This is a genomic window from Kribbella monticola (assembly GCF_003261635.1).
Classification (GTDB): domain Bacteria; phylum Actinomycetota; class Actinomycetes; order Propionibacteriales; family Kribbellaceae; genus Kribbella; species Kribbella monticola.
The window spans coordinates 345739-357123 of sequence record NZ_QFXK01000030.1; the positions used below are offsets into that span (position 1 = coordinate 345739).

An 11385-nucleotide genomic window follows, 5' to 3' on the forward strand; every position below is an offset into this window, starting at 1 on the left:
GACCGGCCGAGGTCAGTCGGCCAGGATCTCGATGGAGTCGACCCGGTCGGGGTAGAACGCCAGGTGATCCTTGATGTCGGCGACCGGGGCGTACGGGTTCTCGTACGTCCAGACGGCGTTCACCGTCTTCTCGCCGCCCGGGAGGATGCTGTAGTACGACGCGTCGCCCTTGTACGGGCAGTAGCTCTCGTGGTCGGTGCGCTCCAGCTGCGTCAGATCGACGTCCTTGCGCGGGATGTACTGCACCGCCGGGTAGTTCGCCTCCTGCAGCGACAAGGCGTCCCGGGTGTCGGCGACGATCTGGCCGGCCACCTTCACGACCACGCGGTCGGGGTTCTTCTCGACGGTGATCGGGTGATCCGGTCCCGGAACCTTTACCGGCTTGTCAGACATAGTGTCAGCTCCCAACGATCGACTCTTCCGATGTCAGCAACCTCCACCGCCGCGCCCGCATTCCCACTTCTGCGAGCATTTCCGGCCCGGCTCAGACCGGGAGGAGCTTGATCAGCAGGCAGGGGCCGCCGTCGAAGATGCCGCCGTCGATACCGAGGGCGAGGCCGTCGGAGTACAGCAAGGGACCGGTCAGGTACTCCGGGTCGATGCCGAGCTGATCGGCCACGATGCTGTGACCGTGGACGATCCGGCGGCCGCCGAGCCGGTTCAGCAGGTCGGCCGCGACCGCCGGGCCGCTTTCGCCGCGGAAGGCGTACCGCGACGTCATCCGGCGCCAGACCTCCCACCAGACGGTGATGTCGTCGCTGTGCAGGTCGGACCAGGCGGCCTGGTTGATCTCGTCGATCGAGTCACCCCATTCGAGGTACTCCTCGGTGTCGGAGTGCAGCAGCAGGTGGTCGGCGTCGAGTCCGACCAGCGGCTGCTCGATCAGCCAGGCCACGTCGTCGTCGGTGAGCAGCTCCTGGTCGCGGTCCTGGCCGCCGTTCAGCGCCCAGCTGCGTTCGAAGCTGCGCGAGGTGAGTCCGTCGTGCGGGACGAAGGTGTCGCCGAACTTGCGCATCCCGAGCGCGAGGATCTCGTGGTTGCCGAGCAGGACCCGGATCTCGCCGGTGCCGGCCGCCGCCTGGGCCGCCAGTCGGCGAACCAGCGCCAGCACGCCGACGCCGTCCGGGCCGCGGTCGAAGAAGTCGCCGAGGAACCACAGCCGGACGTCGTGGTCGGCCCAGTTGCCCTCGGCGTCGATCAGGCCGGCCGCGGTGAGTGCCTCGGTCAGCTTCTCGGGATGGCCGTGGATGTCGCTGACCGCGTACGTCGCGGTCATGCGGAACTCACCCTCGCAGCGTCAGCACGATCAGTACGACGTTGAGGGCCGTGACGGCGGTTGCGACCAGGCATGCCGTGAGAGTAGTCGGCCAGCGGTTGACAAGGTCGCCCATGACGCGCCGGGAAGCGGTCAACCGGACCAGCGGCCACAGGGCGCACGGGATCCCGAAGCTCAGCACGACCTGCGAAATCACCAGCGCGCGGCTCGGATCGATGCCGAGGGCCAGGATGATCAGGGCCGGAAGCAACGTCACCAGCCGGCGCGCCGCCAGCGGGATGTGCCGCTGCCAGAACCCTTCCAGGATGACCGATCCCGCATAGGTGCCCACCGACGACGAGGCGAACCCACTGGCCAGCAAGGCCAACGCGAACAACAGGGCCGGCAGGCTGCCGATCCGGTCGCCGATGGCCGTGTGCGCCGCGTCGAGCGAATCGGCCCCGCTGCCCTTCAGCGCGGCGGCGGCGACCACCACCATGGCCAGGTTGACGGCACCGGCGAGCGCCATCGCCACGGCGACGTCGAGCCGCGTCGCCCGCAGTACGCGTTGCTTGCCGGAGGCGGACCGGATCGACTTCCAGTGCCGGTCGGTGACCAGGGCTCCGTGCAACCAGATCGCGTGCGGCATCACCGTCGCACCCAGCATTCCGGCCGCGAGCACCAGCGACTGAGTGCCGTCCAGGCGGGGCACCAGGCCGCCGACGATGCCCGATCCGGACGGGTGCGACTGGATCGTCGACACCACGAAACCGACCAGTACTACGGCCAGTAACCCGATGATCGCGGCCTCGAACGGCCGCTGCCCCCGTTTGGACTGGTAGATCAGCAGCCCGAACGAGACGGCACCGGTGATCGCCCCGCCCAGCAGCAACGGGATCCCGAACAGCAGGTTCAGCGCGATCGCGCCGCCGACCACCTCGGCCAGGTCGGTCGCCACCGCCACCAGCTCGGCCTGCGCCCACAACCCGGTGGAGGTCGACCTCGCGAAGTGCTCCCGGCACAGCTGGGGCAGCGTCCGGCCGGTCGCGATACTCGCCTTGGCGGCCAGATACTGCACCAGCACGGCCATCAGGTTCGCCCCGACGACGACCCAGCAGAGCAGATACCCGTACTTCGCGCCCGCGGCGATGTTGGTCGCGAAGTTGCCCGGATCCACATACGCGACCGCCGCCACGAAGGCGGGACCGAGCAGCAACAGACCTGATCGGTTCAGTTGCCGTCGGAGCGGGGCCGGTGCGTACATGGGAGAAGTGTGTCCGAAGCCGGGGACAAAAGGGGATCCGGTCTGATTCTGAGACAGATCAGTCCAGGATCAGGCCCACGACCAGCACACCTCGAGCGAGACCTCGATGGTCTGCTCGCCCGGTGTGACGGCCATTTCCGCGTCGAATCCCGGCGCCATTCCCTTCCCGGCGGCGGCCATCGCCCGGATCGGCACGTGTCCGTAGGTCTCGGCGACGCCGGCGATGGCTCCGATGGTCTGCCCCGTCAGCCCGGCCAGGTGATCGGCTTTCTGCCGGGCCTGGGCGAAGGCGAGTTCGCGCGCCTGCTGCACCAGCGGTGCCTTGTCGGCGACGTCGAACTGCAGCCCGTCCAGCCCGAGATCGTTGCCCACAGCACCCACCGCGGCGTTCAGCAGCCGGCCGAACCCGGTCAGGTCCGTCGTCGAGACCGTCATCGAGTGCGACGCGCGGTACCCGGCGATCTGCATCGAGTCCGCGTACTGCGGATAGACGTTCACCGAGCTCGTGTGGATGTCCTTCTCGGCGACACCCTGGTCGCGCAGCGCGGCGCTCACCGCGTCGGTCCGCTCCGCGACCTGCGCGACGGCGGCCGCCACGTCCTTCGCGTCGTGTCCCACGCTCAGCGTCAGACGGAGTACGTCGGCCGGTGCAGTGACCTGCCCGGTGCCCACCACAGTGATCCCAGAGTCCATGCCCGCCAGTCTGCCATTGGTACGGACTCTGTAAGGGCGCGGCAAATTGGGGTTGCCGGTGACCCGCTGGGCTGGGACTCTCCCGGGATGAGCCTGCTGAACGAGGTCGACGACTACCTGCACGCCGCGCCGCTGTCCGGTGCCACGCCTGAGGAGGTCGGCCCGTTCACGCTGTTCCGCAGTACGAGTCCCTGGCCGTACTACGCGCGTCCGCGGCCTGGTGGCGAGCAGACGATCGAGGCGGCCGACCTGGAGGCGCTGCGGAAGCGCTGCACCGAGCTTGACCTTCCACTCAACCTGGAGTGGGTCGTGGAGACCTGCCCATCGCTCAGTGCCGCCGCGGCCGCCGCCGGCCTGGAGGTCATCGAGCACCCGCTGCTCGTCCTCGACCAGGCGAACTTCAAACCCGCGACGGCCGACGCGAACTGCACTGTGCTGCCCGCGGTCGAGTCCGTACTACGGGAAGCTCGCGCCGTCGCCAACGTTGCCTTCGGCGACCCCGGTACGGCGGTCGGCAGTGGCGGCATCGAGGACAGGGACGCCAAGGCCGCCGAGATCTCGCCTGAGATGCTCAAGTTCCTGCTCGACCGCGCCCAGGCCGGGTACTCCATCACTGCCGGCGCTGCCACTGCGGACGGACTGGTCGCCAGTGGGGTGCACCAGCCGGTCGGGAAGGCCAGCGAGATCGTCGGCGTCGCGACGCTGCCCGCGATGCGGCGCCGAGGCTTCGGAGCCGCCGTCACCAGCTGCCTCGCCGAGCACGCGTTCGGCATGGGGGTCACGCTGCTCCTGCTTTCGGCGGAGTCGGACGCGGTGGCGGCTGTCTACGAGCGCATCGGCTTCCGCCGCATCGGTCACGCCGGCGCCGCCGAAGTACCCGACAGCGAATGACCACCCGCGCCGGCTGACGTCATCAGCGTGACAAGAGTCGGGCTGCGGGTCGTGGATGCTGGGTGCGGGGCCGTACCGTTGGAGGGATGAGCAATACCGAGCGGACCCGCCCACGTACCCTCGCCGAGGCATTACGCGGTTGGGACGATGCTGCCCTCGGCCAGCTGCTTCAGAACCGTCCCGACCTGGCTACGCCCATCCCTGCCGACACCAGTCAGCTCGCTGCCCGCGCGACCAGCAACGCTTCGGCGGCGAGAGCCATCAACCGGCTCGACGAGTTCAGTGTCGACCTGCTGGAGGCACTGTCGGCACTGCCTGAGCCGGTGGACCTGCAGGCGCTCGCTGCGGGCGTCGACCAGCCGGTGGAGGTCGTGCAGCCGCGGGTGACCGAGCTGCTGGCCCTGGCCCTGGTCTGGGGCAACGAGGACGACCTGCGCCCGATCCGCGCAGTCCACGAGCTCCTCGGGCCGACGCCGGCCGGCCTGGGGCCGATCACCACCAGGCACTTCGGTGACCTGGACAAGCTGATCGAAGAGGCCGGGCCCGAGGCGCGCGAGGTGCTCGACAAGCTCACGTGGGGCCCGCCGACCGGTTCGGTGGAGAAGGCGGAGCGGCCGGTCACGATCGCCTCCGCCAAGACGCCCGTGGAGCAGTTGCTCGCCCGCGGACTCGTAGTACCGAAGGATGCCAACACTGTCGTGCTGCCGCGGCAGATCGGGCTGCACCTGCGCGGTGGGCGCGTCCTGGCGTCCACGAGGCCGACACCGCCACCGCTTGGTGGCAAGCAGGTGTCCGCGACTATCGCTGACCGCGCTGCGGCTGGTGCGGCTCTCGACCTGGTTCGCCTTGTCGACGGTGCGCTGGAGCAGCTGGGCACCGATCCCCCGCCCGTACTGCGGACTGGCGGCATCGGCGTACGGGAGCTTCGCAGCCTGGCCACGAAGATCGGTGCCGACGAGCAGGCGGCGGGCGCAGTACTGGAGATCGCGTACGCCGCTGGGCTGGTTGCTGCTGCCGAGGTCGGTACGGGAGAGCTCTGGCTGCCGACTTCGTCGTACGACGACTGGCTGGAGCTCGACACTGCGCATCGGTGGGCTCAGCTCGTGCTGGCCTGGCACAGCGGGTTACGTGCGATCGGTCTGATCGGGAGGCGGGACAGTGGCGGGGCGACCGCTGCTGCGCGCGAGCGGTTGGTCAATGCGCTCGCGCCGGACCTGGAGCGCTTGCTGGCGCCGGAGGTCAGGCAGCTCACGTTGCAGGCTCTGGCGGAAGCAGGAGCCGGTACTGCGCCCGCAGTCGAGTCTGTGGTCACCTGGGTCGCCTGGCATCGCCCGCGTCGCGGTGGTCAGTTCCGCGACGACCTGGTCGACTGGACCATCACCGAAGCGGCACTGCTCGGCTTGACCGGTCTTGGCGCGTTGGCTTCGCACGCTCGAGTGCTGCTCGGTGACGAGCCTGCTGCCGAGGATCTGGCTGTTGCCATTCAGCCACTCGTCCCGGCACCGGTGTCGGAGGTGCTGCTCCAGGCGGACCTCACTGCTGTAGCACCTGGGCCGCTGGTGCGCGCAGTTCAAGAGGACCTTGTGGTGATGGCCGACGCCGAGTCGCATGGCGGTGGTGGCGTCTACCGGTTCAGTGAGAGCTCGATCCGGCGCGCCTTCGACCTCGGGCGCACTGCTGAGCAGTTGCACTCGTGGTTGGTGGAGCACTCGCGTACGCCGGTGCCGCAGCCGCTGAGCTACCTCATCGACGACGTCGCCCGCCGCCACGGCGTACTGCGGATCGGCGCGGCGTCGACGTACTTGCGCTGCGACGACGAGTCGGTGCTGACCCAGTTGCTCAGCTCCAACCTGCCGGGGATCCGCTTCCGCCGCCTCGCGCCCACTGTGGTCGTTTCTCCGTCGCCGCCGGACATGGTGCTCTCCCGCTTGCGCGAGGCCGGGCTGGCTCCGCTGGGCGAGTCGTTCGACGGCGTGGTGCACGTGACGACCGCAGGTAACCGGCGAGGCCAGCCACCGCGTCGGCGTACGAGCCGGGACTTCGCGGACAGCACCATCGAGCTCACCGAGGACCAGGTCAAGGCCGTCATCGAACGCGTCCGTGCCGGCGACCGGGTAGCGGCGGAGCGCCCGGCCGAGCACACCTCAGGCGACGCCACCGCGCCCGCCGAAACCATCAGCGTCCTCGCCGAGGCGGCCGAAGCGGGCAGCCCCACGTGGATCTCCTACGTGGACCACAACGGCAACGCGGCCGAACGCATCGTCGAACCGGTCCGGGTGGCCGACGGCTGGCTCACCGCATACGACGACGGCGCCGACCAGCCCCGCACCTACGCCCTCCACCGCATAGCCGCCGCCCGCCCGGTGCCGGAGTAGCTGACCCAGCGGTCCCCCGGGGTGTTTGGTGGGAGGAGGCACAATGGAGGGTCGGGCGGAGTACTTCGCCTGAAGGCTGGTGACAGGGGATGTGTAGTGACCGACGGGCCGTTGATCGTGCAGTCCGACAAGACGCTGTTGTTGGAGACCGCTCATCCGGATGCGACCGACTGCCGTAAGGCGATCGCGCCGTTCTCGGAGCTGGAGCGCGCTCCGGAGCACGTGCACACCTACCGGTTGACCCCGCTGGGGTTGTGGAACGCCCGGGCCGCCGGGCACGACGCCGAGCAGGTGATCGACGTACTGCTTCGCTACAGCCGCTACCCCGTGCCGCACTCGCTGCTGGTCGACATCGCCGAGACACTGGACCGCTACGGCCGGCTGCGGCTGGAGAAGCACCCTGAGCACGGGCTGGTGCTGATCACCACCGACCGGCCTGTGCTCGAAGAGGTACTGCGCAGCGCCAAGATCAAGCCGCTGGTCGGCGCCCGGATCGACGACGACATGGTGATCGTCCACCCGTCCGAGCGCGGTCACCTCAAGCAGACCCTGCTGAAGCTGGGCTGGCCGGCCGAGGACCTCGCCGGGTACGTCGACGGCGAGGCGCACAAGATCGACCTGGTCAAGGACGGCTGGGACCTCCGTCCGTACCAGCAGCAGGCGACCGATGCCTTCTGGCACGGCGGTTCGGGCGTCGTCGTCCTGCCCTGTGGCGCCGGCAAGACGATCGTCGGCGCGGCCGCGATGGCGCAGGCGTCCGCGACCACGCTGATCCTCGTCACGAACACCGTGTCCGCACGGCAGTGGAAGGAAGAGCTGCTCAAGCGGACCACGCTGACCGAGGACGAGATCGGCGAGTACTCCGGTGCGCGCAAGGAGATCCGGCCGGTCACGATCGCGACGTACCAGGTGATGACGACCCGGCGGAAGGGTGTCTACACGCACCTCGAACTGCTGGACGCGCGCGACTGGGGCCTGATCGTGTACGACGAGGTGCACCTGCTGCCCGCCCCGATCTTCCGGATGACCGCCGATCTGCAGACCCGGCGGCGGATCGGGCTGACCGCGACGCTGGTCCGCGAGGACGGCCGCGAGGGCGACGTGTTCTCGCTCATCGGGCCCAAGCGGTACGACGCGCCATGGAAGGACATCGAGGCGCAGGGCTGGATCGCGCCGGCCGACTGCGTCGAGGTACGGGTCGATCTGGAGCAGACCGAGCGATTCGTGTACGCGACCGCCGAGCCCGAGGACCGCTACCGGCTGGCCGCGTCGACCCCGGCCAAGTCCCGGCTCGTACGGCGTATCGCCGAGCACCACAAAGGCGAGCCGATGCTGGTGATCGGGCAGTACATCGACCAGCTCGACGAACTCGGCGAGCGCCTCGAATGCCCGGTGATCAAGGGCGAGACGACCGTCAAGGAGCGCCAGCGGTTGTTCCAGGCGTTCCGCACCGGCGAGATCAACATGCTCGTCGTCAGCAAGGTCGCGAACTTCTCGATCGACCTGCCCGAGGCGTCGGTCGCCGTCCAGGTCTCCGGCACCTTCGGCTCCCGCCAGGAGGAGGCGCAGCGGCTCGGTCGCGTACTGCGCCCGAAGGGTGACGGCCGTACTGCGCGCTTCTACTCCATCGTCGCCCGCGACACGGTGGACGCCGAGTTCGCCGCCCACCGCCAGCGCTTCCTGGCCGAACAGGGCTACGCCTACACGATCGTCGACGCGGAAAACCTCTTCGCCTGACTTCGGCTCGTCAGCTACTTTGCCAGTCTGTGATGCCGCATTTGTCACAGCTGATCTTCGGTCGGCCGGCCAGGGAATGCGGCAGCCGTGGACGGAGTTGCGCAGAGAGGGACAGGTTGCCGAGCAGCTGAATGGGGGTGACGGTTCGGTCACAGAGGGTGGATCGGGGATTGCCCAGGGCAACATCAGGGTTCAACCTGAGCGAATCCCGAGACTTCGACCGGTACCGTCGAGACGTATGGGGACACAGGCACTCGAGCGGGTGGATCTGACTGGGGAACGGCCGCGCAGCTCCACCGGGGCGGGGCCGGTGGTCTGGCGGGTGGTGCGGGAAGCAGTCCTGCTCGCCACCATGTTCCTGGTCTACAGCGCGGGCCGGCAGTTCGCCGGAAAACACACCGGCTCGGCGTTCGACCACGCCCGCGAAGTGCTCTCCCTGCAGCACTGGTTACATCTCCCGGACGAGGCAGCGATCCAGCACGCCGCCCTCCAGCTCCCCCAACTGGTCCAGGGAGCGAACCTGTACTACGCGTCGGTGCACGCCCCGTTGACGGGCGCGGTCCTGCTCTGGCTGTCCATCTGGCGCCCCAAGGCTTACCCGCTGGTCCGCTGGACGATGGTCTCCGTCACCGGTCTCGCGTTGATCGGCCACATTCTGTTCCCGCTGGCACCGCCGCGGATGATGCCCGGCTTCGTCGACACCGGCCTCAAGTTCGGCCAGTCCGTCTACGGCCCGGAGAACTCCGGCGGCGTGGCGAACCAGTTCGCCGCGATGCCGAGCCTGCACGTCGGCTGGGCTGCCCTGATCGCGCTCTCGATGATCCTGATCACCCGGTCCAAGTGGCGCTGGCTGTGGCTGGCCCACCCGATCATCACGTTCTCGGTGGTGGTCGTGACAGCGAACCACTACTGGCTGGACGGGATCGTGGCGTTGCTGCTGATCGGTATCAGCCTGCCGCTGCTGCTCCGCCCCGGACTGCGCAGCTACAAGACGGCTGCCGTCGACAGGTCCGCGGATAATTCGGTCGCCCCGGAGCCGGCGCTCAAGTAACGTAGCGGGGCTTCCCCGACCGTCGACCGCTTTGCGGAGGTCTTGTCGTGCCCCCTGATCCCGGCCCCACGCATTCCGACTCCACGCATCCCGCCCCCACGCGGCATTCCGACCCGACGCCGTCCACCTTGCACGCCGAGAAGGACTACCTGCGGACCTCCCGCGCCGCGCTCGCGCTGATGCGGGAGAAGACCGGCTCACTGAAGATCTACAGCGCCGACCCGGTGAACGCCGAGTTCCTCAAGGCGGCGATCTTCCGCCGGATGCAGGAACTCGAGGACGACCCCGAAGTACCGCTGTTCTTCGGCCGGCTGGACTATCTCGAACCCACCGAGGAAACCTTCCACATCGGCCGCCGGCACGTGAACGACGAGCAGGGCGAGCCGCTGGTGGTCGACTGGCGCGCCGAGATCTCGGTGCCGTTCTACCGGGCCAGCCGGACCGAGCCGATGGGCGTCGGGATCCGCCGCCGGTTCGGGTTCACGCACGGCGAGCTGACCGCGTTCGAGGACGAGGACCTGACCACCTCGGCACCGGTCGCCGAGCACAGCGACATCCTCGACGCGGAGATCGAGCGCCCGCGTTCCGGCCCGATGCGCGACATCGTGGCGACGATCCAGCCGGAGCAGGACGTCATCGTCCGGGCCGGGGTCGACGAGACGATCTGTGTCCAGGGTGCGCCCGGAACGGGGAAGACGGCTGTCGGGCTGCACCGCGCGGCGTACCTGCTCTATGCCTACCGCGACCAGTTGAGCCGGGCCGGCGTCCTGGTGGTCGGGCCGAACGCGAGCTTCCTGCGGTACATCGGCGACGTGCTGCCCGCGCTGGGCGAGATCGAGGCGAAGCAGACGACCGTCGAGGAAATGGTCGCCCGGGTCAAGATCGCCGGACCCGGCCCGGCCCCGGTCGACATCCTGAAGGGTGACGCGCGGATGGCGGAGGTACTGCGCCGCGCGGTGTGGTCGCAGGTGCAGCTCCCGAAGGAAGCGCTGGTCGTACCGCGGGGATCGCACCGGTGGCGCGTACCGGCGTACGAGGCCGAGGAGTTGGTGAACGAGCTCCGCACCCGAGGCATCCGGTACGGCGCCGGCCGGGCGATGTTGCCGCAGCGGCTGGCGCACGCGGTACTGCTCAGGATGGAGACCGGCGGTGATTCGCCCGACGATCGCGTGCAGGACTCGGTGGCGCGCAGCCGTCCCGTCAAGCTGTACGCCGATGCGCTCTGGCCGGCCGTCGATCCGGCGAAGTTGCTGTTCCGGTTGTTCACGGACGCCGAGTTGCTGGCCGAGCACGCCGACGGGATCCTGACCGAGGAGGAGCAGGCGCTGCTGCTGTGGGACAAGGCGCCCCGGTCCGCGGGCGCCGCGAAGTGGTCTGTTGCCGATGCCACCCTCATCGACGAGCTCGCGGATCTGGTCGATCGGACGCCCAGCCTCGGCCACGTCGTACTGGACGAGGCGCAAGACCTGTCGGCGATGCAGTTGCGCGCCGTCGGGCGGCGGTGCTCGACCGGGTCGATGACCGTGCTCGGCGATATCGCGCAGGGGACGACACCGTGGGCGACGCCGTCGTGGGACGAGGCACTGAAGCATCTCGGCAAGAGCGGCGCGCATACGGAGGAGCTCACGGCCGGCTTCCGCGTGCCCGGCCAGGTGATCGAGTACGCCGCACGCCTGCTGCCGCAGATCGCACCGCACCTGACGCCACCGACCGCAGTACGACGCGCGCGGGGCGAGCTCGCCATCACCCAGGTACCGGACAGTCTGGCCGCCGCCGTCGAGACCGTGCAGGAGATCACCGAACGGCCCGGGTCGATCGGCGTGATCGTTCCCGACGCACTGGTCCCTGGTGCCCGGAAAGCCTTGCAGGACAAGGGAATCAGCTTCAGCGTGCTCGGCGACGAGGACGACGTCGAGGCGCACGTGGACGTCGTACCGGCCGGGCTCGCCAAGGGTCTCGAGTTCGACCACGTCGTCCTGGTCGAGCCGGCCGGCATCGTGGCCGGTGAGGCCGACGAGCGCACCGGCCTCCGCCGCCTCTACGTCTGCCTGACCCGTGCGGTTACCTCACTCGCGATCCTGCACACTGACGACCTTCCCGACGTACTGCGCTGAGCCGG

9 protein-coding genes are annotated in these 11385 nt (G+C 69.1%); 5 read left to right on the forward strand and 4 right to left on the reverse strand.

Features of this window, described 5'->3' with window-relative positions; genetic code table 11:
* Positions 1-12: 12 nt before the first annotated feature.
* The 4 genes from DIZ26_RS18005 to DIZ26_RS18020 all read right to left on the reverse strand — a co-directional run bounded on the left by DIZ26_RS18005 (position 13) and on the right by DIZ26_RS18020 (position 3212).
* The gene (locus DIZ26_RS18005; RefSeq protein WP_112242762.1) at positions 13-393 is read right to left on the reverse strand and encodes a DUF427 domain-containing protein; all 381 of its coding nucleotides are present in this window, start codon (positions 391-393) and stop codon (positions 13-15) included.
* Positions 394-484: 91 nt separating this feature from the next.
* The gene (locus tag DIZ26_RS18010; RefSeq protein ID WP_112242764.1) at positions 485-1276 is read right to left on the reverse strand and encodes a metallophosphoesterase; all 792 of its coding nucleotides are present in this window, start codon (positions 1274-1276) and stop codon (positions 485-487) included.
* A 7-nt stretch (positions 1277-1283) separates the two neighbouring features.
* Positions 1284-2519, reverse strand: a complete 1236-nt coding sequence (locus tag DIZ26_RS18015) for an Nramp family divalent metal transporter (RefSeq protein WP_112242766.1) — start codon at positions 2517-2519, stop codon at positions 1284-1286.
* Positions 2520-2588: 69 nt separating this feature from the next.
* Positions 2589-3212 (reverse strand): SIMPL domain-containing protein, encoded by a 624-nt coding sequence (locus DIZ26_RS18020; protein ID WP_112242768.1) that lies wholly within the window; start codon positions 3210-3212, stop codon positions 2589-2591.
* Positions 3213-3299: 87 nt separating this feature from the next.
* Here DIZ26_RS18020 and DIZ26_RS18025 point away from each other — a divergent pair, with 87 nt between their 5' ends.
* From DIZ26_RS18025 to DIZ26_RS18045, 5 genes are all read left to right on the forward strand, one after another.
* Entirely contained in the window at positions 3300-4103 is an 804-nt protein-coding gene (locus tag DIZ26_RS18025; protein WP_112242770.1) for a GNAT family N-acetyltransferase, read from the forward strand.
* Between the two features lie 86 nt (positions 4104-4189).
* Positions 4190-6478, forward strand: coding sequence for a helicase-associated domain-containing protein (locus DIZ26_RS18030; protein ID WP_112242772.1), 2289 nt, complete (start codon positions 4190-4192; stop codon positions 6476-6478).
* A 96-nt stretch (positions 6479-6574) separates the two neighbouring features.
* Positions 6575-8215, forward strand: coding sequence for a DNA repair helicase XPB (locus DIZ26_RS18035; protein ID WP_112242774.1), 1641 nt, complete (start codon positions 6575-6577; stop codon positions 8213-8215).
* A gap of 238 nt (positions 8216-8453) precedes the next feature.
* The gene (locus DIZ26_RS18040) at positions 8454-9266 is read left to right on the forward strand and encodes a phosphatase PAP2 family protein (RefSeq protein ID WP_112242776.1); all 813 of its coding nucleotides are present in this window, start codon (positions 8454-8456) and stop codon (positions 9264-9266) included.
* A 47-nt stretch (positions 9267-9313) separates the two neighbouring features.
* A complete protein-coding gene (locus tag DIZ26_RS18045) occupies positions 9314-11380 on the forward strand; it encodes a HelD family protein (RefSeq protein WP_408610242.1) in 2067 nt (688 codons plus the stop codon).
* Positions 11381-11385 lie beyond the last annotated feature (5 nt).

Excerpts from the sequence above, each read along its gene's own strand:
- DIZ26_RS18005 (WP_112242762.1), bottom strand. The coding sequence starts at position 393 with ATGTCTGACAAGCCGGTAAAGGTTCCGGGACCGGATCACCCGATCACC.
- DIZ26_RS18010 (WP_112242764.1), bottom strand. The coding sequence starts at position 1,276 with ATGACCGCGACGTACGCGGTCAGCGACATCCACGGCCATCCCGAGAAG.
- DIZ26_RS18015 (WP_112242766.1), bottom strand. The coding sequence starts at position 2,519 with ATGTACGCACCGGCCCCGCTCCGACGGCAACTGAACCGATCAGGTCTG.
- DIZ26_RS18020 (WP_112242768.1), bottom strand. The coding sequence starts at position 3,212 with ATGGACTCTGGGATCACTGTGGTGGGCACCGGGCAGGTCACTGCACCG.
- DIZ26_RS18025 (WP_112242770.1), top strand. The coding sequence starts at position 3,300 with ATGAGCCTGCTGAACGAGGTCGACGACTACCTGCACGCCGCGCCGCTG.
- DIZ26_RS18030 (WP_112242772.1), top strand. The coding sequence starts at position 4,190 with ATGAGCAATACCGAGCGGACCCGCCCACGTACCCTCGCCGAGGCATTA.
- DIZ26_RS18040 (WP_112242776.1), top strand. The coding sequence starts at position 8,454 with ATGGGGACACAGGCACTCGAGCGGGTGGATCTGACTGGGGAACGGCCG.